This window comes from Rhodothermales bacterium (genome assembly GCA_039944855.1).
GTDB lineage: Bacteria > Bacteroidota > Rhodothermia > Rhodothermales > JANQRZ01 > JBBSMX01.
Genome location: JBDUXZ010000021.1, coordinates 84044 through 105760 on the forward strand (window position 1 = coordinate 84044; position 21717 = coordinate 105760).

Consider the following 21717-nt stretch of genomic DNA (forward strand, 5'->3'; position numbering starts at 1 on the left):
CAGCAGCCCGAGGAGGCAGCCCAACGAGCCGGACTCGATACGCAGGGCCGCCCCACCACAAGTCGGCCGTGCGTGTGCTCGCGGGCTGCCTCCTCAGGCCGCCGGACCTCAGGGGAACGTCGGAATGCTGGGGCCGAACTCGACGTTGAACCGGCCGCTCGCGACGGTGACCATGTCGCCGGTGTCCGGCCGCTCGGCCGTGAACGAGAACGTCCCCCGCGCGCCGTCGTCGTCGATGGCGTCGATCGTGAGGGTGCCGGAGGTGGCGAGATACGTGGCCTGCGGGCCCGGCGAAGGGGCGTAGGCGCCCGTACCGAACACGTTGTCCGTAGCTTCGTCGCCGATGGTGTAGGTGCCCGTGCCGAGCGTGGCCCCGCCGATCGCGGTGACGCTGACGTTGAGGGTCGAGATCTCCGCGCCGACCCGCGCGCCGTTGATCGTCAGCGTCCGGTTGCCTGCCACGTTGAGGTCGGTGATGGTGGCGTTCGCGGCGTTCCAGTCCTGACCGTCGATCTCCGCGGTCATCGAGCCGAGGGCGATATCGCCGCCGCCGTCGTCGGCGCTGTCGCAGCCGGTGAAAAAGAGAGCGAGGAACAGGAGGGAGAGAAGAAGGCGCATCGGAGGGAAGAAGGTTGAGGCGTCGGGGGTGCCGCGCGGCGGACACGGCGTGAGAAGGATGACGACCCAAGGTGGGGCGCGCGGTCCACGCGTCGCAATCGCCGGATCGGGGGATTCGAGGGCGAGGGTCGGCCGTATACCAGCCCGGCCTACCCGGAACCGGGGATTGCTCGCCCGACGGCGCGCGTCTACCTTGCGAACCCTCCTCACGCTCTCGCCCTCGCCATGCCGGTGCGCGTCGCCCTCGTCGAAGACCACCCCGCCTTCCGGCAGCGCCTCACCGAGCGCCTCCGGTTCTTCGCCGACGTGGAGCTCGTGCTCACGGCCGACAGCGGCGATGCCTTTCTGGAGCAGATCGACGTCATCGCGCGCGACACCCGGCCCGAGGTCGTGATCATGGATATCGAAATGCCGGGGCTCTCAGGCATCGAGACGACGCGGCGGCTGAAGGCGGCGCACCCCGAGATCGACGTGCTGATGTTCACGGTCTTCGAGCACGACGACAGCATCTTCGCCTCGATCCAAGCCGGGGCGTCGGGCTATTTGCTCAAAGACTCCGCCGCCGATCAGATCGTCGGGGCCGTGCTCGAACTCGCCGGGGGCGGGGCGCCGATGTCGCCGGGCGTCGCGCGCCGGGTGCTCGCCCACGCGCGGACCACCTCGCTGACCACCCCGCGGGAGCCCCGGCCCGTCGAGGCGCCCACCGCCACGTTCGACCTCACCGAGCGCGAGCTCGACGTGCTCCACCGCCTCGTCGAAGCGGACACGGAGGACGCGATCGCGGACCGCCTCCACATCTCGCCGCACACCGTCCGGACGCACATCAAGAATATCTACAGGAAGCTCCACGTCCATTCCCGCGCCTCGGTCGTGCGGGTCGCGATCGAGAACAGACTGCTGGACTCGTAGCTCCCGGTTGGACGGGGCGTTGTACTTTGCGCGGCCCCGCCGCCTTCTTCGCTTCGTCCCCACCCTCGTTGCGTCTCCTGCTCCGTGCTGCGGTCCTGCTGATGCTCCGTGCTGCGGTCCTGCTGATGGGCTGCGCGTTCCTCGCCGCGTGCCCGTACGGATGGCTCGTCGCTCCGGCGAGCGCGCAGCCGCGCGCCCTCGTGTTCGACCACCTGACGGTGGAGGACGGCCTCTCGCAGAGCACCGTTACGTCGGTCGCGCAGGACGCCGAGGGGTTCGTCTGGCTCGGCACCGACGACGGGGCGAATCGGTACGACGGGCACACGTTTACCGTCTTTCGCCACGCGGCGGCCGACTCGACCTCGCTTCCGCACTCGTCGGTCGAGGACATCCTCGTGGACGCGCGCGGGCGCGTGTGGGTGGCGACGTTCGGCGGCGGGCTGGCACGCTTCGAGCCGGACACGCAGACGTTCCGGTCGTTCGTACCGGACTCGGCGGGCGCGGCGCGGCGCGTGGTTGCGCTCCACGAGGGGCCGGACGGGATGATCTGGCTCGGCACCGACGGGGCCGGCCTGTTCCGGTTCGACCCGGGGGCCGAGACGTTCCGTTCGTACGCCGCGCTCGGGTACCCCTTCGTCCGCACGTTCGCCACCGGCGCGGCGGGCGGCCTGTGGCTTGGCACGAACCGTGGCCTCGTGCGCCTCGACACCCGGACGGGGGCGGACACGGCGTGGCTCCTGACGACGGACTCCGTCGTGACGGCTGTGGCCGTAGCCCCCGGTGGCGCGGTCTGGGCCGGAACCTCGGCGGGCCTCACGCGCCTCGACCCCGCGACGGGTGCGGTGACGATGTATCCGTTCGACGCAGCTGATCCGGCCAGGCTGCCGGTGGGGGGCGTGTCGGATATCCTGCCGCGCGCGGACGGGACGCTGTGGGTCGGGTCGGACCGAGGGGGGCTGAGTGTGCTGGACCCGGCTTCTGGCGCGGTGAGCCCCGTGGGACAGCGCCCGGAGTTCGCTTACGGTCTCATCCCGGCGCGGCTGCGGACGCTGTTCGAAGACGAGAGCGGGTTGCTGTGGGTCGGGACGTGGGGGAACGGCGTGGCAAAGCAACGCGCCGCGCCGTTCGGCGCGCTCATCCATCAGCCCGAGGCCCTGCCGTCTGCGTCGCCGCCGGCCGACGTCGGCGCGTTCGGGGAGGACGCGGAGGGGCGGCTCTGGCTCGGCTCGTTCACATCCGGGATTGCGCGCTACGACCCGGCGACCGGTCGGTTCGAACGATTCACCCAAGCCAACTCCGATCTGCCGACCGACGCGCAGCGGGCCGTCACCGTCGACGCCGAGGGCCGCGTGTGGGTCGGGTCGGGCGGACGGTTCGACCCGGAGACGCGTCGCTACAAACTCGTGCCCCGCCTCCTGCCGGACGGCCGCCGTCAGCCCATCGGCGGGATCGTCTCGTTCCACCGCGACGGGACGGGCGGCCTGTGGGTGGCGAGCTACGTCACCGGCCCCTGCCGCTACGACCCCGAGCCCAACGCCTTCCGCTGCCTGCTCGACGAGCGGCCCGACCTCGCCCTCAGCAACCGCAACACCTACGCCGTTCACCTCGACCGCGCGGGCCGGCTGTGGGCGAGCCCGTGGGGCGGCGGCGTCGACGTGATCGACCTCGCGACGGGCGCCGTGACGGCCTACCGCCACGACGACGCGCGGCCGGGCTCGCTCAGCCACAACAGCGTCGTCCACATCGGCGAGACGCGCGGCGGCACGCTTTGGGTCAGCACCTACGGCGGCGGGCTCAACCGCTTCGACGCCGCGACGGGCACCTTCACGGCACTCACGACGGCCGACGGCCTGCCGAGCAACGTGGTCTACGGATTCCTCGAAGACGCCGACGGCCGGCTGTGGCTGAGCACGAACCGCGGGCTCGCGCGCTCCGATCCCGCCACCGGCGAGACCGTCACCTTCTCGGCGTCCGATGGGCTGCAAGGCGACGAGTACAACGGCCACTCGCTGCTGCGGCTGCGCTCGGGCGCGATGGCGTTCGGGGGCGTGCAGGGCTTCGACCTCTTCGACCCCACGGCGATTCAGCAGCGCACGTACGCGCCGCCGATCGCGCTCACGGATGTGCAGGTGATGGGGAGCCCGTACCCCTTCCGCGAAGCAATGCGCGCGGGGACGCCGCTCCGGCTGGCGCACGGCCAGAACTTCCTCTCCTTCCAGTTCGCCGCGCTCGACTTCGACGCCCCGGCGGCGACGCGCTACGCATACCGCCTCGAAGGGCTCGACGCGCGGTGGACCGACAGCGGGACGCGGCGCTACGCGACGTACTCCCACCTCCGGCCCGGCCGCTACGTCCTCCACGTGCGCGGCACCAACAGCGATGGCGTGTGGAGCCCGCGCGAGGCCCGGTTCGCCTTCGACATCGTGCCCCCGTTCTGGCAGACGTTGTGGTTCCGGCTCGCGACCGGGCTCGGCCTCCTCACCGGCCTCGTCGCCGTGGTCCGCTTCGTCGCCACACGCCGGTTGCGCGAGCGGATGCGCACGCTCGAAGCCGAGCGCCGCGTGCAGGCCGAGCGCGAGCGGATCTCCCGCGACCTCCACGACCACGTCGGCGCGCAACTCGCCACGATGATCTCGGGCATCGAGCTCGTCCACCTCGCTGCCCGCGCCGACGAGCCCGACCGCGCCCGCGAGCACCTCGACATGCTGGAGGGCGACGCGCGGCGGACGATGGCGCAGCTCCGCGAGACGATCTGGGCGCTCGATCAGGAGGCCGTCTCCGTCGAGGCGTTCATCCGCCGCGTGCGGCAGTTCACCGAGCAGCAGACGCGCTACCGCACGCAGCCCGTCGCGACGTGCTCGGCCGAGGGCGCCGAGGGCGTGCAGCTCTCCCCGATCCAGGCGCTCCACCTCTTCCGCATCACGCAGGAGGCCGTCACAAACGCGCTCAAACACGCCGACGCGACGGCGCTCCACGTCGAACTTCACCGCCTCGACGACGCCCGGCTCCAACTGAGCGTGACCGACGACGGCTGCACGGCAGAACCTGCGGCAACGGGCGACGGGGACGCCGACGACGGGCTGACCGGCTACGGCCTGCGCAACATGCGCCACCGCGCCGAAGACCTCGGCGGCACCTTCGACCTGCGGACCACGGAGCCGACGGGTACCGAAGTCCGCGTCACCGTCCCGCTCGACGCCGCCGCGCAGAACACGGAGGGGCGACCGAATGGCCGCCCCTCGTGGTGATCAACGGTCGTCTGCCGCTTACGAGTTGGCGACGATCACGTGCTCGGGGAAGAAGTAGTTGCTCTCCAGCTTCCCATTCTCGACGGAGTCCGAGCCGTGGACGGCGTTCTCGCCCATCGACGTGGCGAACTGCTTGCGGATCGTGCCCTCGGCAGCGTCGGCCGGGTTCGTCGCGCCGATGACCTCGCGCCACTTCGCCACGGCGTCGTCGCGCTCCAGCACGAGGGGGACGCACGGCGCGCTCGACATGAACTCGGTCAGCTCGCCGAAGAACGGGCGCTCGCGGTGGACGGCGTAGAAGCCCTCGGCCTCGGCCTGGGTGAGTTGGACGAGCTTCATCGCGCGGATGGCGAAGCCCTCGGCGAGGATGCGGTCGATGATTTTGCCGGCGTGGCCGTTCGCGAAGGCGTCGGGCTTGATGATGGCGAGCGTGCGTTCCATAAAAGCGGATGGGGTGAGGTCGAGGGTAGAGACGCAGCATGCTGCGTCTGTACGAAGGATGGTGCTGCGCGCAATATCCCGCCGCAAAGCGGTCCGGACCGCGAAGACTCGCTAAAACGCGCCGGTTGTGTCGGGCGGCACGTCGAGGGGGACGCCGTCGGGGGCGAGCGGGAGGCCGGGCGTGCCAGGCGGGATCGCGGCGGGCGGGAGCGGGCAGTAGCCGTAGTAGAACGCCTGTGCCTCGGCGAGCGAGAGGTCATGACCGGCAATGTCGAACGGCACGGTCCGGGTGGCGGTCTCCGCGTCGAACGGGACGACGGCGAGCGTCAGGGCGCCGGTGCTGAGGTTGCCGAGGATCAAGTCGCCCTGCCGCGGGGCGAAGTCGTCCTGCGGCGTGAGGACGGCGAAGCCGCGCTGCGTCTCGCTCGTTACGACGTACGGGCAGTCCGGCCGCGTGAGGAAGACGGCGTGGGCCGACTCAATGACGGACTCGGTGCCGAGGAGCCCGCTGCACGCGGGGAGGAACGCGAGGAGGAAGACGCCGGCGACGATCCGCAGCCCGGCCATCAGACGTGCCGCTCGGCGTGGTACGACGAGCGCACGAGCGGCCCGCTCTCGACGTGGTCGAGCCCGAGGGCCTCGCCCTGCTCTTTGTACCACCGGAACGTGTCGGGGTGGACGAACTCCTCGACGGGCAGGTGCATCTTCGTCGGCTGGAGGTACTGCCCGATCGTCATCACGTCGAGCCCGATCGCGACGAAGTCGCGCATGAGATCGAGCACCTCCTCCTTCGTCTCGCCGAGGCCGACCATGATGCCGCTCTTCGTGCGGAGGCCGAAATCCCGCTTGGCGCGGGCGAGCACGTCGAGCGAGCGCTGGTAGCTCGCCTGCGGGCGGACGCGGCGGTAGAGCCGGGGGACGGTCTCGACGTTGTGGTTGAAGAGGTCGGGCCGCGCCTCGAACACGATGTCGGCGCCGCCCTCCATGATGCCGCGGAAGTCGGGGACGAGGACCTCGACGGTGCAGCCGGGGACCTGCTCGCGGAGAAGGCGGATCGTCTCGGCGAAGATCGGCGCGCCGCCGTCCTTCCGCTCGTCGCGGTTCACGCTCGTCACGACGACGTGCTGGATCCCCATGAGCCGGGCGGCGTCGGCCACGCGGCGCGGCTCGTCATAGTCGAGCCCTTCCGTCGGCCGGCCGGTCTTGACGGCGCAGAAGCTGCACGAGCGCGTGCAGACGTCGCCGAGGATCATGAACGTGGCGGTCCCGGCGGTCCAGCACTCGCCCATGTTCGGGCAGCGCGCGCTCGAGCAGACGGTGTGGAGGTTGTGCGACTCGATGATCTCGGAGACGCGGCGGAACGTCTCGCCGTAGGGGAGCTTGACGCGGAGCCACTCGGGCCGCTGCCCGGGCCGGTTCGCCGCGACGGGCTTCTCGACGACGGGGAGCTCGAAGAAGCCGTCGCCCGCGCCGTCGCCGCCCGCCGGCGCGGCAGTCTTGAGGGCGATGTCGCCGGGGCGTCGGCGGGGAGTGGAGCGCGGGGTGTCGGCCATCGGTCGGGGCGTTGAGAGCGAGTCGGAAGGTACGACGGGGGAGCGGCCGTACCCAACCGCACGGGCGGCGGGCGGGCTCCAACCGCGAGGCGTTTCACGGGGTTTCCTTGCGCGGGCGGAGGGGCTACCTTGAGCCGCCTCGGCCTCCGGTGCTATACTCCGGTGTAGGCCTCCGAAAGCCCTTCCACGCTCGACCCCACGCGCATGATTACCGACGTGCAGAAGCACCTCCCCGCTCCCTCCGATATCCGCTCGATCATCAGCCGCCACCTCCTCGCGGACGGCTTCAAGATGGTCCTCGACATGGAGAAGAGCCAGGGGATGATCCTCCACGACGCCGCCACCGGCCGCGACTACGTGGACTTCTTCACGTTCTTCGCCTCGAACCCGCTCGGGATGAACCACCCGAAGCTCCGCAACGACGAGGGCTTCATCGAGCGGCTCCTCGACGCGGCGATCAACAAGGTGTCGAACTCGGACGTCTACACGGGCCACCTCGCCCGCTTCGTCGACACGTTCAGCCGGGTCGGGATTCCGAAAGAGCTGCCGCACGCGTTCTTCGTCGCGGGCGGCGCGCTCGCCGTCGAGAACGCGCTCAAGACGGCGTTCGATTGGAAGGTGCGGAAGAACTTCCAGAAGGGCTACCGCACCGAGCGCGGGCACCAGGTGATGCACCTCGAGCAGGCGTTTCACGGCCGCTCCGGCTACACGATGAGCCTCACGAACACCGACCCGAACAAGGTCGCGCTCTTCCCTAAGTTCGACTGGCCGCGCATCCTCAACCCGAAGATGAACGGGCCCGAGCACGCCGCCGACATCGAGGAGCGTGAGGCGCTCGCGATCCGGCAGGCGAAGACGTACTTCCAGCACCACCCCGACGACATCGCCTGCATCATCCTCGAACCCATCCAGGGCGAGGGCGGCGACAACCACTTCCGCCCGTCCTTCCTCCAGGCCCTCCGCGACCTCGCCGACGAGAACGACGCGCTCCTCATTTTCGACGAGGTGCAGACGGGCGTCGGGCTGACGGGCACGTTCTGGGCCTACCAGGGCCTCGGCGTCACCCCCGACATTCTCGCTTTTGGGAAGAAGGCGCAGGTCTGCGGCATCCTCGCCGGGCCGCGCATCGAGGAGGTCCACGACAACGTCTTCCAGAAATCCAGCCGCATCAACTCGACGTGGGGCGGCAACATCGTCGACATGGTTCGCTTCGACCGGATTCTGGAGATCATTGAGGAGGACGAGCTCGTCGAGAACGCGGCGACGGTTGGCGCGCACTTGCAGGAGCGGCTCCATGGCCTCGCCGAGCGCTACGGCGCCGTGACGAACCCGCGCGGCCAGGGCATGATGTGCGCGTTCGACCTCACGACGACGGCCATCCGCGACCTCGTACGGAAGCATTGCTACGAGCACGGCCTCATCATCCTCGCCTGCGGCGAGCGGGCGATCCGCTTCCGCCCCGCCCTCACGCTCTCGGCGGCCGACATCGACGCGGGCCTCGCCCTGCTCGAACGGGCGCTCGACGACGTGGTGGGGTGAACGTGTGGGGGTGTGGAAGTGTGGAGGTACGGACGTGCTGCCACTTCCAACCGTCCATACGTCCGAACTTCCACACGTAATCCCATGCCTGTCTGTCACATCACCTCTCCCACGCCGATCCCCGTCCCCGGCGGCAAGCTGATCGAGGAGCACGTCGGCCACGTCAACACGGGCACGGCGTCGCTCAGCGTGGCGCACATGGTCACGCCGCCGAACTGGGACGAGCCGTTCCAGACGCCGCAGTTCGACGAGGTGACGATCGTGCTGCGCGGCACGATGCGCGTCGAGCACGATGGCGGCGTCGTGGACGTCGGTGCGGGCGAGACCGTGCTCGTCGAGGCGGGCGAGCGGATCCGCTACTCGAACCCCTCCAGCGAGGAGTGCGAGTACTGGGCCGTCTGCGCCCCGGCGTTCAGCCCGGACACGGTGCACCGCGAGGAGTGAGGGTGTGGGAGGCGGGGGGCAATCTGGACCGGACCTATGAATTGCGCCCGTTCCCCGTCGTGTTCGCTCTCCGTTCGCGCCCGAACCGAGGTCCATCTGTCGTTGTATTATCCAACAGAATCACTGGCTGATGCCATGACCGATCCGACTCAGGCTCTCCTCAACTCGCCGACGTTGCCGCGTCACGTCGAGCGTCTCCGCCGCGTGCTCGACGACGAGGCGGCCCGCCGCGCGCGCTTCGTGGATGAGATTCAGCCGCACGAAAAGGGCGAGTTCATCAACGGAGAAATCGTCATGGCGTCCCCCGCCTTGCACCGCCATAATCTTGTTTCATCCCGTCTCGCCAACCTGCTCGGAGCTTACATCCTGGATCGAGGCCTCGGCGTGCTCGTGTTCGAGAAGGCGATGGTATCACTGACGCGGAACGATTACGAGCCGGATCTCGCCTTCTTCGACCGAGATGCGGCAGCCGAACTCACCGGCGACACGCTCCGGTATCCCGCGCCCGACCTCGCCGTGGAGATCCTCAGCCCGAGCAGCGAGCAGCGCGACCGTGGTGTCAAGTTCGAGGACTACGCCGCCCACGGCGTGACCGAATACTGGATCGTGGACCCCGATGTGGAGACCGTCGAGCAGTACGTGCTGGGCGACGGTGAGGACGAGTACACGCTGCGGATGAAATCGGCCACGGGCGAGCTCGCGAGCGTCGCCGTCGAGGGCTTCGCCGTGCCCGTCCGCGCGCTCTTCGACGACGCGGCGAACGTCGCGGCCCTGCGGGCGCTGCTGGCGTGAGCGACGGCCTGCCGGTCTACGTCGTCTGTGCCCCGGCGTCTAGCCCGGACACGGTGCACCGCGAGGGGTAGCGGGCCGGCGCGCCGGCTACTTCTTTTTGCCGGGGACGACGACTGCCCGCTTGGCGTCGACGGCGGCGCGCTTCTTCCGGTTCGTGTCGTCCGTTTTGGTCTGTTTCTGCCCGGCCTTCTTCTGCGTGGACTTCGGGGATTTGTCGCCCATCGTGGTTACCTCAAGTGGAAGCTGGGAATCGGTGACGTCCTCCCGGCAAGGTAGTCCGTTCGGCTGGGACGGGGGCCGCCCCCGGAGAATAAGTGCAGTGTCGTTCCTACCCCCGCGTTTGGTCCGGGCACGGTAGGGCGCGAGGACCGACCGACGCGTACGTCTCAAACACGGAGCGCCCCGGCGGAACGATTTCCGCCGAGGTGCTGCTTGCCGTCGGGGCGGAGAGGCCCTACGCCGCTTCTGGTGGCGTCGTGGCAGGTGTGGCTGCGCCGTCGCCGCTGGGCTCAACCACCTCGTCGTCTTCGAGGATGAGGCGCGTCACGTCGGCGATCGCGTCGCCGGCTTTGAGGTTGATGACGCGGACGCCCTGCGTGTTGCGGCCCATCTCGCGGATGTCGGCCACGCGCATCCGGATCGTGATCCCGCTCTGCGTCACGATCATCAGGTCGTCGCCGTCGACGACACTCTTGAGCGCGACGAGCGCGCCGGTCTTCGGCGTCGTCTTCATCGTGAGGATGCCCTTGCCGCCGCGCGTCTGCACGCGGTAGTCGTCGAGTGAACTGCGCTTGCCGTAGCCGCGCTCGGAGACGGTGAGCACGCTCACACCCTCGCGCTTGACGGCGACCATCCCGACGAGCTCGTCGGCGTCGTCGAGCCACATGCCGCGGACGCCGCGGGTGTTGCGGCCCATCGGGCGGGCGTCGGCCTCGTGGAAGCGGATGGCGCGGCCGTTCGTCGCGCCGAGGATCACGTCGGTGTCGCCGTCGGTGAGCTTGGCTTCGAGGAGTTCGTCGCCGTCGACGACGTCGATCGCGATGATGCCGGAGACGAGGGGGCGGCGGAAGGCGTGGAGCGAGGTCTTCTTGACCTGCCCGCGCTTCGTCGCCATGAGCACGTAGTGGGTCGAGAGGAACGCCTCGTCCTCGAAGTTGGCCTTCGACACGGTGAGGACGGCGCGGACGCGGTCATCCTGCGCGATCTGGATGAGGTTGCGGATGCTCCGGCCCTTCGCCGTGCGGCTGCCCTCGGGGACTTCGTAGACGCGCAGCCAGTAGCACTGGCCGTGGTCGGTGAAGAAGAGCATGTAGTCGTGCGTCGACGACGTGAAGAGGTGCTCGACGAAGTCCTCGTCGCGCGTGCCGGCGCCGATGAGCCCGCGCCCGCCGCGGCCCTGCTGGCGGTACTCCGTGATCGGCGTCCGCTTGACGAGGCCCTGGTGCGAGACCGTCACGATCACCGCCTCGTCCTCGATGAGGTCTTCGAGGTCGATGTCGCCGCCGCCCATGTAGTCGATCTCGGAGCGGCGTTCGTCACCGAACTGCTCGCCGCGCGCCTGCAACTCCTCTTTGATGATCTGCATCCGGAGGGCGCGCGAGGCGAGGATGCTCTTGAACCGCTCGATCTCCTGGAGGATCGTGCGGTACTCGTCGAGGATCTGGTCGCGGGCGAGGCCCGTCAGCCGCGAGAGCCGGAGGGCGAGGATGGCGTCGGCCTGGAGTTCGGTGAGCGAGAAGAGCGCGTCGTCTTCGCCGGTGCCGCCCTCGGGCAGTTCGAGGCGGGCGCGCTGCTCGGCCGATAGGCGCTCGGGGTAGACGCCCGCCATCAGGTTGTGCTTGGCGGACTCCGTGTCCGCGCTGTGGCGGATGATCGCGATGACCTCGTCGAGGTGGTCGAGCGCGATCACGAGGCCTTCGAGGATGTGGGCGCGGGCCTCGGCCTGCCGGAGGTCGTACTCCGTCCGGCGGACGACGATCACGTGGCGGTGGTCGATGTAGTGCTGGACCATCTCGCGGAGCGAGAGGGTCTTCGGGCGCCCGTGCACGAGGGCGACCATGTTGATCCCGAAGGTCTGCTGGAGCTGGGTGTACTTGAAGAGCTGCGCCTGCACGACGGCCGGCACCGCGTCCTTCCGCAGTTCCATCACGATCCGCATCCCGTCGCGGTCGGACTCGTCGCGGAGGTCGGTGATGCCGTCAATCCGCTTGTCACGGACGCCCGCCGCGATCTTCTCGATCAGCGTGCTCTTGTTGACCTGGTACGGGATTTCGGTGACGATGAGCGCGTTGCGCGTGCCGCGCAGGATCTCCTCGTGCATCTTCGCGCGGATCACGCAGCGCCCGCGCCCGGTCCGGTAGGCTTGCTTGATGCCGCCGTAGCCATAGATCACGCCGCCCGTCGGGAAGTCCGGCGCTTTGATGAACTCGCCGAGCTCGTCGTTCGTCAGCTCCGGGTCGTCGATGAGGGCGACGATGCCGGCCACGAGTTCGGTGAGGTTATGCGGCGGGATGTTCGTCGCCATGCCGACGGCGATGCCGGAGGCGCCGTTCATCAGCAGGTTCGGGAGCGCGGCGGGGAAGACCGTCGGCTCTTCGAGCGAGTCGTCGAAGTTGGGGATGTAGTCGACGGTCTCCTTCTGGAGGTCCTCGATGAGCGCGGCGGCGGCATACGTCATCCGCGCCTCGGTGTACCGCATCGCTGCCGCGGCGTCGCCGTCGACGGAGCCGAAGTTGCCCTGGCCGTCCACGAGCGGCGTCCGCATCGAGAAGTCCTGCGCGAGCCGGACCATCGCCTGGTAGACCGACGAGTCGCCGTGGGGGTGGTACTTGCCGAGCACCTCGCCGACGATACGGGCGCTCTTGCGGTGCGCCTTGCCCGGCGTGAGCCCGAGGTCGTTCATGCCGTAGAGCACGCGGCGCTGCACGGGCTTGAGCCCGTCGCGCACGTCGGGCAGCGCGCGGCTGACGATGACCGACATCGAGTAGTCGATGTAGGAGGAGCGCATCTCCTCCTCGATGTTGATCGGGATGATGCGGGACGGGAGGCCGTCGGGGGTCTCGTTGAGCTCCATAATCTCAGGTCAATTTCCGCGTGATGGGAGGCGGCGCGGGAACGGTTTCGCCAATCGGTACAAGGTACGAAACGGGGCTGCCAGCGGCCTGTCAGAAGCCGGTGAATAGCGGGCTATGCGGGGCCGTCGCGGCTCAGTACGCCACGAGCACGAACGCCGGACGCGGCGTGAGCCGGATGCCGGGCGCGGGGAAGTGGCCGTAGTGGAGCCACCCGGCGATCGTGTCCCACACCTTCCCTTCGAACGGCAGGATCGTCGGCTCGATGTCGAGCGCGAGGTAGACGGTGCTCGTCGTGAGGTACTCCCGCTCGTCGAGGTCGCGGGCGCCGTAGCCGACGGCGATGTTCAGCCACTCCGGGAGGGCCTCTTTGAGTGCGCCGTCCGGGGCGAGGCCGTGGAGGTTGGCCGTCAACCAGAGCGTCTGTCCGGCGTAGTCGTCGGTGAAGTTCTTGCCTTCCCACCCGCTCGGCCAGTAGCTCGCCTTGACGGAGAACGGTTCGAGCGCGGGCACGAACTCCTTCGCCGTCGTGAAGCCCACGCCGAGCGTATTCGCGGCGAGGTCGCCGGGGGAGAAGCCCCACAGCGGGCCGAAGCCGTCGAGGACTTCGTAGTAAAACATCTGCGTCCATGCGGCGCCGGCGCCCCAGAGCGCGGCGTCGCGCTCGCTCAGCCCGGCCCAGCGGAAGGACGTGCGGTAGAACCGGGTGAAGATCGAGGAGGAGTAGACGTGGCCGGCTTTGTCGGACCAGCGGACGTAGTCCCAGTCGTTGAGGATGCGGAAGCGGGGGTTGCGGTCGGCCCACCAACGGCGGCGCTGCGTCTCCAGCACGGCGAGCCCCGCGCCCGCGCTGAGGCCGGCGACGGCGGTGATGCGCCAGTAGTTGAGACGGGGAGCGGGCTCTGCCAGCGCGACCTGCCGCGTCGTGTCGAGCGTCGCGAGCCTCGCGTCGTAGAGGAAGAACCGCGCGGAGTCGGGCGGCAGCGGGACGGGCTCGGCCGTCTGCTGTGCCGCAGCCGGGAAGGCGAGGACGACGATGAGCCCAGCGACGGCCCCCGCGCGCACAGCGTTCGTGCAGGCACGTCGTGCCGTGCGGCGCGCTGTCGAAAAGGCGGGACGAAGTAGGGGCACGTGGGAAGGCAAGGGGAGGGGTGCGGCGGGTCGGGCTGAGAGACCGCAAGCTACGGCCGATTCGTGCCGAGCGGTCTCTGCCCCGGAAGCCCCGCCCGTGTCTCGTTCGGCGCACGCCTGAGAGCGTGCGCGCGCGGGCTGAACCCTCCGGCCGTTCTCCACGTTGACCAACGGCCCCTCTCGGCGACGACCAGCCACGGTGTCGTCGTTCGCTCGTCTACTTCCATTCTCCCCCTTTCTCAAACACATGGGCTCGATGACTCTCAAAGCGATCGGCGGCATGCTGGGCGAGACGGTCACGCGGTTCGTCGGGGACAGCGCGCCGCGGCTCGGGGCGGCGCTCGCCTATTACACCGTGATCTCGCTGGCGCCGCTCCTGCTCGTGTTCGTCGGCGTGATGGGGCAGGTGCTCGGGCGGGAGGCGGCGCGCGGCGAGATCGTCGGGCAGGTGGAGGGGGCGATCGGGCCGGAGGCAGCGGAGCTCGTGCAGCAAGCCATTGAGGCGGCCGGCCGGGATAACTCGGGCCTCATCGCGACGGTCCTCGGCGTGGTGGCTCTCTTCCTCGGAGCGACGACGGTCTTCGTCAACCTCAACGGCTCGCTCAACACGATCTGGGGCGTGGAGCCCGTGCCCGGGCAGGGCGGGTTGCTCCGCCAGGTCCGCACCTTCTTCGTGAACCGGCTGACGACGTTCGCGGCCCTCCTCGGCATCGGGTTCCTGCTCGTCGTCTCGCTCGGGGTGAGCGCCGCCATCGAAGCCGCTGCGGCGTTCTTCGCCGACCGGCTGCCGGTCCCGCCGGGGACGCTCCGCCTCGTCAACCTCGTCGTGTCGGTCGGCGTCATCACGCTGCTCTTCGCCTACATCTACCGGGCGATCCCGGACGTCCGCATCGCGTGGCGCGACGTGTTCACCGGGGCCTTTTTCACCGCCGTCCTGTTCACGTTAGGGAAATACCTCATCGGGCTCTACCTTGGGCGGAGCTCGGTCGGGTCGGCGTATGGCGCGGCGGGTGCCCTCGTCGTGCTGCTCGTGTGGATCTATTACTCGGCGCTGATTTTCTTCCTCGGTGCCGAGTTCACGCAGGTCTACGCGAGGCACCGAGGGAAGCCGTTCGAGCCCGCGCCCGGTTTCCGAGCGGTCGGAGCGGCGGCTCCGTCGGAGGCGGGTGAGACGGAAAACAACCGGACGCGAGATCCCGATACCGAATAGCATATGTGTTGTATTTTGAGGTCCGGGTCCACACTAAGTCGGGGTGCTGTGAGGTCCCGTCGGTGGATACATGTTTATAGCGTGTCATAATCGGGGATATGATGACTGATCAGAAAGAGGGCCGCGCGGCGAAGCGCCTGTTGGTCGTGGACGACCACCCGATCGTGCGGCATGGCCTCGTCCAGCTCCTCGAGCAGGAGCAGGGCTTCGAGGTGGCCGCGCAGGCCGGGACCGCCGCCGAGGCGCTCCGCCTCGCCGAGCAGGGCGGGTACGACCTCGCCATCATCGACGTCTCGCTCCAGGGCGTGTCCGGGCTCGAACTCGTCAAGCAGATTCGGGAGCGCGGCGTGGAGACGCCGATCCTGATGATGAGCATGCACGACGAGGCGTTCTACGCGGAGCGGGCGCTGCGGGCGGGGGCGCAGGGCTACGTCATGAAGCAGCGCGCCACGGCCGACATCTCCGCCGCCATCGACCGCGTGCTCGGCGGCGACCTCTACCTCAGCGACAACCTATCGGACAAGCTCGTGCGCCAGGCCATCACCGGCGAGTCGGGGCCGGACTCGGCGGGCGTGGCGCAGCTCTCGGACCGCGAGCTCGAAGTGCTCCAACTCCTCGGCCAGGGCGTTCCCACGCGCGAGGTGGCCGACCGGCTGAACCTCAGCGTGAAGACGATCGAGTCGTACCGCGCGAACATCAAGCGGAAGCTGGAACTCAACAACGCGACGGAGCTCATGCAGTACGCCGTGAAGTGGGTCCAGACGTCGGGCGACATCTAGCCTGCGCGGCGGCAGGCGGTTGGCGAGGTGGTGGGAATGCACGGGAGGTGTATCGGGGCGGCCCCCATCACGAATAGGGCACGGTCCTGATAGGCAACCGGGTGACTATTTGTTACCTATCTATCCAGTCACCCCATGATGGTCTTGCGGCGAGGGGACGTCCCCAACCCCTGCACCCGCCGCAGCTTCCGTTTCGGACTGGCACCGCCCCCCACCACTGGCCAGAGAGGGAGTTATGGGTACCACCACGCACGCGCTCCACCACCCGTCGTACACGCTCTCCCTCGTCGATCAGAAGGGGAACGTGCAGTACCAGAGCTCCGCCGTTGAGGCCCTACTCGGGTACAAGCCCGAAGAGATGGCTGGCTCGGCCTGGTTCTCTTTCGTGCATACGGACGATGCCTCGCCCGTCCAGAGCCAGTTCGACGAGATGGTGAACCGGGGCAGCGAACAGGCCCGCTGGATCCTGCGCTTCCGCGCGGCGCGCGGCGGGTGGCAGCCCGTCGAAGTCCGCGCGCGCAACCTCCTCGCCGACCCCGACGTGCGGGGCGTGCTGCTCAGCCTCCGCGCCGTCGGCACACGGCCCGTAACCCGAGAGGAGGTGCGCACATGAGTTGGCGATCGTCAGACGTGACGCGGCTGTGGCTGCGTCGGGTGGAGAGCCGGGCCTGGGAATCGCTCCGGCCATCGGCCGTGGCGCCGGGTCTGAGGGAGCGGCGTATCTTGCCGCTCTCCTCCTTGCTCTTTCGCCCGCCGCTATGGAACGTCGCACCAAGATCGTCTGCACCCTCGGCCCTGCTTCCTCCAGCCGTGAAGTCATCCGCGGGTTGATCGAGGCCGGGATGGACGTGGCCCGGCTCAACTTCTCGCACGGCACCCACGACGACCACCGGGCCGTGATCCGGCTCATCCGCGAGGAGTCCGAGCGCGCGGGCCGCGTCGTCCCCATCCTGCAGGACTTGCAGGGGCCGAAGATCCGGCTCGGGGCCGTCGAGCAGGGCGGCGTGCTGATCCACAAAGGGCACGAGCTCACGCTCACGAGCGTGCCGCTCGAGGTCAGCAACCAGGAGCGCGCGTTCGTCTCGTACGACTCGCTCGCCGACGACGTGCACCCCGGCGGGCGCATCCTCATCGACGACGGGCTGATCGAGCTCCGCGTCAAGTCGGTGAACGGGACCGAGGTCCTGACCGAAGTCGTCGTCGGCGGGCCGCTGCGCTCGAAGAAGGGCGTGAACCTCCCGCATATCCGCACGTCGGCGCCGTCGATGACGGAGAAGGACATCGAGGACCTCGAGTTCGGGCTGGGCAACAACGTCGACTTCATCGCGCTCTCGTTCGTCCGCACGAGCAGCGACGTCGACGCCCTCATCGACCGCGTGCGCGCGAGCGGGCGCGAGGTCGGGATCATCGCGAAGATCGAGAAGCCCGAGGCCGTCGAGCACTTCGACGAGATCCTCGACCGCGTGGACGGCATCATGATCGCGCGCGGCGACCTCGGCATCGAGATGCCGATGCAGGAGGTGCCGATCGTGCAGAAGCAGATCATCCGGAAGTGCCTCGACGCCGCGAAGCCCGTCATCACGGCGACGCAGATGCTGGAGTCGATGATCGACAACCCGCGCCCGACGCGTGCCGAGGCGTCGGACGTGGCGAACGCCGTGCTCGACGGGAGCGACTGCGTGATGCTCTCGGGCGAGACCGCCGCGGGGAAGTATCCCGTCCGCACCGTCGAGGCGATGAACGAGATCATCCGCTTCGCCGAGGACAACCGCCGCATGCTCGGCGGCTGGCAGGCCGCTTCCGAAGTCCACGCCGACGAGGGCCGGGTGACGCAGGCCATCTCGTACACCGCCGTCCAACTCGCGTCGGAGACCGGCGCCGTCGCGATCGCCTGCCTGACGCACTCCGGCGGCACGGCGCGGGCCGTGGCGCGGCACCGCCCGAAGGTGCCCGTCTTCGCCTTCACCGACAACCAGCGCATCGTCGGGCAGATGGCGATGGTGTGGGGCACGCGCGGCATCGGCATCCCCTTCCAGCACCACACCGACGACGGGATCGGGACCGTCCGCCGCATCCTCACGGAGCAGGGCATCGTGAAGCCAGGCGACTCGATCATCATCACGGCGGGCCTCCCGCTCCCGTCGAAGGGCCTGACGAACATGGTGCACGTGAGCCGGCTGTGAGTCTGGGTCGAGTGTCCGGGGTCAGGGGTCGGGCAACCGCGGTTACGGAGAGGGGGGGTGGTGCGTCTGTGAGGACTACCCCACGGAACGGATGGGAATCGAGATGGCGGCACTCCGACAGTTCGAAGATGTCAAAGCGTGGCAGCACGCCAGAGAGCTCACCGGTTGCATCTATGCAACGTGCCGTGCAGGCACGCTCGCGAAGGATTTCGGACTCCGAGACCAACTCCAGCGGGCAGCCGTCTCAGTCATGAGCAATATCGCTGAGGGGTTCGGTCGTCGCGGGGACAAGCAGTTCGCCCATTTCCTCGATATCGCTCACGGCTCCGCCGCCGAAGTCCAATCTCTCCTCTACGTCGCGCTCGATGCCGGCCACCTGACCGAGGAGACGTTCCGGCGACTTTACGTCCTGGCCGACGAAACGGCCGCCCTCGTCACCGGCTCTAACAAGTACCTCCGCCGCAACTGACGCCCGACCCTCGACCCTCGACGCCCGACACAATTTCGTATCCTCTCCCGCGTTAGCTCGTCTCCCGCCCCCGAATCGTCGTTTTTCGTGCCCATGCGTCGCTACGTCGTCGTCCTCGCTGCCCTCGTGCTGGCCTCCGGGCTCGCGGGGTGCGGCCGTCTTCTCGGGCAGCGCTACGACAACTTCACCGCGTACTACAACACGTATTACAACGCGAAGCGCGAGTTCTCCCGCGAAGAGGAGCAGCTGCTAGAAGCGGAGACGCCCGTCGACCAGGACCGCTACCTCACGATCTTCGTCGAGCCCGACGAGCAGGCCGGCGGCGGACGTGCGGGCGGCTTCGCGAAAGCCATCGAGAAAGGGGCCGACCTCCTGCGCGAGCACCCGGACTCGAAATGGGTCGACGACGCGCTCCTGCTGATCGGGAAGGCCTATTTCTACCAAGCCAACTTCAGCGGAGCGGAGCAGAAGTTCCGCGAGGTGATCGACCTCGAAGAGGACCGGCTCGAAGACGAGGCGCGGCTCTGGCTCGGCCGCACGCTGACGGCCGTCGAGCGCTACGAGGACGCCGCGCTCGCCCTCCGCGAAGGGCTCGACCGGGAAGGAGTTCGGGACGAGTGGGCCGATCAAATGAGGCTCGCCCTCGCCGAGATCGACGTGCGCGAGGGGGAGTGGGACGCGGCCATTGAGTCGCTGCGTGCCGGGCTCGACGGCGTCCGCGACGATGCCCTCGCGGCGCGGGCAGCGTTCCTCCTCGGGCAGGTGTACGAGGCGACGGATCAATCCACCGAGGCAGCGGCGGCGTACGGCCGCGTGCTTGACTACGGCCCGCGCTACCAACTCGCCTACGCGGCGCAGCGCGCGCGCGCGCTCACGCTCGGTTTAAGCGGCGAGGGCGACCGCGCGCTCGAACAGCTCGGCCGGATGCGGCGCGACGACAAGAACCTCGAGAACCTCGCCGAGATCGAGCTGACGCGGGCCCGTGTGCTCGCGGCGGTCGGGCGGCCGGACGAGGCGCGCGACCTCATCCGCCGCCTGCTCTACGACGAGGACCCCACGCTCCGCATCGGCAACATCCGGGGCCGCGTGCACTACCGGCTCGCCGAAGTCTACCGCGACGGGCTCCGCGACTACGTCCGCGCCGCCGCCCACTACGACACGGCCGCCACGGCGATTCGGCAGGGCACCCTCCTCGACGAGCGTATGACGGCGCAGGCTATTGCCGACGCGCCGGCGCGGGCGGAGTCGTTCGGGAGCTATGCCCGCGTCGCGGCCGAGATCGCCGAGATGGACTCGCTCCTCTACCTCGGCGGGCTCGACGACGACGCCTTCGCCGAGGCGATCGAGCAGATCCGCGCGCAGCGGAGGCGGGAAGCGCGCGACCTCGAACGGGACCTCGAGCGCCGTCGCTCCGAGCAGGGCTTCCAGGGCGGCCCCGGCCTCGAAGGCTTCGACGATGCCCCGCGCGCCCCGACGACGCCGACGACGGGCGCGGGAGCGAGCGGCGGATTCCTCAACTTCCGCAACCCGGCGCAGGTGCAGGAGGAACTCGTCGCGTTTCAGGCCCGCTGGGGCGACCGTCCGCTCGCCGTGAACTGGCGGCGCGCGGCAGCGATCGGCGGCGCCACGCTCGTGCAGGAAGGGGTAGCGGAGACGCTCAGCGGCTTGCCGCAGGTCCAGACCACGGACCTCACGCGCGACGAGTTCGTCGACGTCTCGGCGATCCCGCGTGACCCGTTCACCCAACTGCGGATGCGAGCCAGCCGCGCCGCCGCGCGCTACGAGCTGGGCAACGTGCTCTTCCTCTCGCTCAGCGAGCCGGACTCGGCCTCCGTGCTCTACCGCAGCGTGATCGAGGAGGAGCCGGACTCGCCCGTCGCGCAGCGCGCCTACTTCGCGCTCGCCGAAGCGCAGCGCGCCCTCGGCAACGAGGTAGAAGCGGAGCGGCTCTATTACGACGTGATCGAGCGGTACCCCGAATCGCGTTTCGCCGAGCAGGCCCGCGCGCAACTCGGCCTCGCGCCGGTGGACCGCATCGTGGCCGCCGACTCGGTCGGGCTCGCCGAGGCCGCGTACGAGGAGGCCCGCGAGCGTTGGGATTCGGGGGCCTACGCCGAGGCCCTCAGCGAGATGCTGGCGCTCAGCGAGCAGTACCCGACCACGCCCGCCGCTGCGCGGGCACGCCTCGCCGCCGGCGCGCTCTACACCGAGTGGGCGGCGGGCGACGAAGAAGTCCTCCTCGCCCCCGAGCCCGTCGTCCTCGCGCAGCCCGACTTCGTGCCGGGCGAACGGCCGCCTGTAACGGCGGAGGCTGACGAGACCGCTGCCGATCCGGTGCCGCTGCCGTCGCCCGGACGGACAGCAACGATCTTCACGTGGGTCGTCGGGTCGGAGCGCGATTCCGTCGCCGCGGCGCAGAAAGCACTGGACTACCGGGAGCGCGGGTTCGATGCGCGGCTCTCGCGTGCCGAGGTGGCCGGGCGGACGAGCTATCGCGTGACGATCGGGCAGTTCCCGGGACGGGGAGAGGCGCTCGCCTCCCGCTCCGTGCTGCCGGACGACGTGCCGCCGGATGCGTGGGTCCTCGCGCTAACCATCGATGCCGACGAGCCCGCCGCTGCCCCCGTCGCTGCGCCCACTCCGGCGGATCCTCCGGTGGCAGAAACTGCGGAAGGGGAGATCACCGCGTTGCCGATATCGCCCGCCCCGACCGATTCGACCGTAGCCTTCCCTGACTCGGTGATGGCGGTGGCGGATTCTGCCCAGGTCGCAGCCGGTGCGGCTCCGGCCGAGAGCCCGTGGCTCACCGAGCTGTACGCCAGCATCGAGACGGACTTCCCCGGTACGCCGTTCGCCGAGCGCGCGCGGGTGCTGCGCGGCGCCCTCGACAGCCTGCTGCCGGATCCCGTCGCGGACGGCTCCGGGGCTACCGACTCCACGACCGTCGCCGACGCGTCCGTGGACGACCAACTCCTCCGCGGCGAGGAGCCCATCGAACTCCTAAAAGGGACGTACACCTGGAGCGTGCTCGCCTCCCCGGAACGAGACGACGCCGAGGTCCTCATGGCGTACCTCGTCGACGAGGGATACCGTACCGCGCTCTACACCGAGCAGAAAGCGACCGGGCCGGTCTATCACGTCGTTGTCGGGCAGTTCGCCACGTCGGCCGAGGCCGAGGCGCTGCGCGCGGCCGTCGCCACGATCCCGGCTACCGAGACGTACCAACTCCTCCCGCTGCAACTCACGAACGCACTGGAGCAGCCGCAGTAGGTCCTGCGAGACGGGAGGTTCCGCGAAGTCGGAACCAATAGCGGCGGGGGGCCTTGCAAC

18 protein-coding genes are annotated in these 21717 nt (G+C 69.2%); 11 read left to right on the plus strand and 7 right to left on the minus strand.

The genetic code is table 11. From position 1 onward, the window contains the following. Positions 1 to 108: 108 nt before the first annotated feature. Positions 109 to 618 (minus strand): DUF6252 family protein, encoded by a 510-nt coding sequence (locus ABJF88_11405; protein ID MEP0547529.1) that lies wholly within the window; start codon positions 616 to 618, stop codon positions 109 to 111. Between the two features lie 225 nt (positions 619 to 843). Between ABJF88_11405 and ABJF88_11410 the strand changes: the two genes are divergently transcribed. After that, complete coding sequence (locus ABJF88_11410) at positions 844 to 1527, plus strand: response regulator transcription factor (GenBank protein ID MEP0547530.1); 684 nt, start codon at positions 844 to 846, stop codon at positions 1525 to 1527. A 68-nt stretch (positions 1528 to 1595) separates the two neighbouring features. Further along, positions 1596 to 4775, plus strand: coding sequence for a two-component regulator propeller domain-containing protein (locus ABJF88_11415; GenBank protein ID MEP0547531.1), 3180 nt, complete (start codon positions 1596 to 1598; stop codon positions 4773 to 4775). Positions 4776 to 4793: 18 nt separating this feature from the next. Here the strand turns inward: ABJF88_11415 and ndk are convergent, their stop codons facing one another. The 3 genes from ndk to lipA form a co-directional block, all read right to left on the minus strand. Further along, complete coding sequence (ndk, locus tag ABJF88_11420) at positions 4794 to 5216, minus strand: nucleoside-diphosphate kinase (GenBank protein MEP0547532.1); 423 nt, start codon at positions 5214 to 5216, stop codon at positions 4794 to 4796. Positions 5217 to 5327: 111 nt separating this feature from the next. Next, positions 5328 to 5783, minus strand: a complete 456-nt coding sequence (locus ABJF88_11425) for a hypothetical protein (protein ID MEP0547533.1) — start codon at positions 5781 to 5783, stop codon at positions 5328 to 5330. Continuing rightward, positions 5783 to 6769, minus strand: coding sequence for a lipoyl synthase (gene lipA / locus ABJF88_11430; protein ID MEP0547534.1), 987 nt, complete (start codon positions 6767 to 6769; stop codon positions 5783 to 5785). Before lipA ends, ABJF88_11425 begins: the two co-directional genes overlap by 1 nt. A 204-nt stretch (positions 6770 to 6973) precedes the next feature. Between lipA and lat the strand changes: the two genes are divergently transcribed. From lat to ABJF88_11445, 3 genes are all read left to right on the plus strand, one after another. Then, a complete protein-coding gene (gene lat, locus ABJF88_11435) occupies positions 6974 to 8308 on the plus strand; it encodes an L-lysine 6-transaminase (GenBank protein ID MEP0547535.1) in 1335 nt (444 codons plus the stop codon). A gap of 84 nt (positions 8309 to 8392) precedes the next feature. Beyond that, entirely contained in the window at positions 8393 to 8752 is a 360-nt protein-coding gene (locus tag ABJF88_11440; GenBank protein ID MEP0547536.1) for a cupin domain-containing protein, read from the plus strand. A gap of 135 nt (positions 8753 to 8887) precedes the next feature. Next, the gene (locus ABJF88_11445; GenBank protein ID MEP0547537.1) at positions 8888 to 9544 is read left to right on the plus strand and encodes a Uma2 family endonuclease; all 657 of its coding nucleotides are present in this window, start codon (positions 8888 to 8890) and stop codon (positions 9542 to 9544) included. A gap of 87 nt (positions 9545 to 9631) precedes the next feature. Here ABJF88_11445 and ABJF88_11450 read toward each other — a convergent pair whose 3' ends face one another. From ABJF88_11450 to ABJF88_11460, 3 genes are all read right to left on the minus strand, one after another. Next, the gene (locus tag ABJF88_11450) at positions 9632 to 9766 is read right to left on the minus strand and encodes a hypothetical protein (GenBank protein MEP0547538.1); all 135 of its coding nucleotides are present in this window, start codon (positions 9764 to 9766) and stop codon (positions 9632 to 9634) included. A 232-nt stretch (positions 9767 to 9998) separates the two neighbouring features. Next, positions 9999 to 12617: a DNA gyrase subunit A gene (gene gyrA, locus ABJF88_11455; protein MEP0547539.1), complete on the minus strand. Its 2619-nt coding sequence runs from the start codon at positions 12615 to 12617 to the stop codon at positions 9999 to 10001. A gap of 133 nt (positions 12618 to 12750) precedes the next feature. After that, a complete protein-coding gene (locus tag ABJF88_11460) occupies positions 12751 to 13746 on the minus strand; it encodes a DUF2279 domain-containing protein (GenBank protein ID MEP0547540.1) in 996 nt (331 codons plus the stop codon). 256 nt (positions 13747 to 14002) lie between these two features. On the opposite strand from ABJF88_11460, the gene ABJF88_11465 reads away from it, so the two are divergent. From ABJF88_11465 to ABJF88_11490, 6 genes are all read left to right on the plus strand, one after another. Beyond that, complete coding sequence (locus tag ABJF88_11465; GenBank protein ID MEP0547541.1) at positions 14003 to 14956, plus strand: YihY/virulence factor BrkB family protein; 954 nt, start codon at positions 14003 to 14005, stop codon at positions 14954 to 14956. A gap of 101 nt (positions 14957 to 15057) precedes the next feature. Next, the gene (locus ABJF88_11470; protein MEP0547542.1) at positions 15058 to 15735 is read left to right on the plus strand and encodes a response regulator transcription factor; all 678 of its coding nucleotides are present in this window, start codon (positions 15058 to 15060) and stop codon (positions 15733 to 15735) included. 235 nt (positions 15736 to 15970) lie between these two features. Next, positions 15971 to 16348 (plus strand): PAS domain-containing protein, encoded by a 378-nt coding sequence (locus tag ABJF88_11475; protein ID MEP0547543.1) that lies wholly within the window; start codon positions 15971 to 15973, stop codon positions 16346 to 16348. A gap of 145 nt (positions 16349 to 16493) precedes the next feature. Next, a complete protein-coding gene (gene pyk / locus ABJF88_11480) occupies positions 16494 to 17918 on the plus strand; it encodes a pyruvate kinase (GenBank protein ID MEP0547544.1) in 1425 nt (474 codons plus the stop codon). 103 nt (positions 17919 to 18021) lie between these two features. Beyond that, positions 18022 to 18387, plus strand: a complete 366-nt coding sequence (locus ABJF88_11485) for a four helix bundle protein (protein MEP0547545.1) — start codon at positions 18022 to 18024, stop codon at positions 18385 to 18387. Between the two features lie 93 nt (positions 18388 to 18480). Further along, positions 18481 to 21657: an SPOR domain-containing protein gene (locus ABJF88_11490; protein ID MEP0547546.1), complete on the plus strand. Its 3177-nt coding sequence runs from the start codon at positions 18481 to 18483 to the stop codon at positions 21655 to 21657. Positions 21658 to 21717 lie beyond the last annotated feature (60 nt).

What these genes read in the sequence shown, in the direction of transcription:
- ABJF88_11405 (MEP0547529.1), bottom strand. Translation starts at nt 618, where the DNA reads ATGCGCCTTCTTCTCTCCCTCCTGTTCCTCGCTCTCTTTTTCACCGGC.
- ABJF88_11410 (MEP0547530.1), top strand. Translation starts at nt 844, where the DNA reads ATGCCGGTGCGCGTCGCCCTCGTCGAAGACCACCCCGCCTTCCGGCAG.
- ndk (MEP0547532.1), bottom strand. Translation starts at nt 5,216, where the DNA reads ATGGAACGCACGCTCGCCATCATCAAGCCCGACGCCTTCGCGAACGGC.
- ABJF88_11425 (MEP0547533.1), bottom strand. Translation starts at nt 5,783, where the DNA reads ATGGCCGGGCTGCGGATCGTCGCCGGCGTCTTCCTCCTCGCGTTCCTC.
- lipA (MEP0547534.1), bottom strand. Translation starts at nt 6,769, where the DNA reads ATGGCCGACACCCCGCGCTCCACTCCCCGCCGACGCCCCGGCGACATC.
- lat (MEP0547535.1), top strand. Translation starts at nt 6,974, where the DNA reads ATGATTACCGACGTGCAGAAGCACCTCCCCGCTCCCTCCGATATCCGC.
- ABJF88_11440 (MEP0547536.1), top strand. Translation starts at nt 8,393, where the DNA reads ATGCCTGTCTGTCACATCACCTCTCCCACGCCGATCCCCGTCCCCGGC.
- ABJF88_11445 (MEP0547537.1), top strand. Translation starts at nt 8,888, where the DNA reads ATGACCGATCCGACTCAGGCTCTCCTCAACTCGCCGACGTTGCCGCGT.
- ABJF88_11450 (MEP0547538.1), bottom strand. Translation starts at nt 9,766, where the DNA reads ATGGGCGACAAATCCCCGAAGTCCACGCAGAAGAAGGCCGGGCAGAAA.
- gyrA (MEP0547539.1), bottom strand. Translation starts at nt 12,617, where the DNA reads ATGGAGCTCAACGAGACCCCCGACGGCCTCCCGTCCCGCATCATCCCG.
- ABJF88_11465 (MEP0547541.1), top strand. Translation starts at nt 14,003, where the DNA reads ATGACTCTCAAAGCGATCGGCGGCATGCTGGGCGAGACGGTCACGCGG.
- ABJF88_11470 (MEP0547542.1), top strand. Translation starts at nt 15,058, where the DNA reads ATGACTGATCAGAAAGAGGGCCGCGCGGCGAAGCGCCTGTTGGTCGTG.
- ABJF88_11475 (MEP0547543.1), top strand. Translation starts at nt 15,971, where the DNA reads ATGGGTACCACCACGCACGCGCTCCACCACCCGTCGTACACGCTCTCC.
- pyk (MEP0547544.1), top strand. Translation starts at nt 16,494, where the DNA reads ATGGAACGTCGCACCAAGATCGTCTGCACCCTCGGCCCTGCTTCCTCC.
- ABJF88_11485 (MEP0547545.1), top strand. Translation starts at nt 18,022, where the DNA reads ATGGCGGCACTCCGACAGTTCGAAGATGTCAAAGCGTGGCAGCACGCC.
- ABJF88_11490 (MEP0547546.1), top strand. Translation starts at nt 18,481, where the DNA reads ATGCGTCGCTACGTCGTCGTCCTCGCTGCCCTCGTGCTGGCCTCCGGG.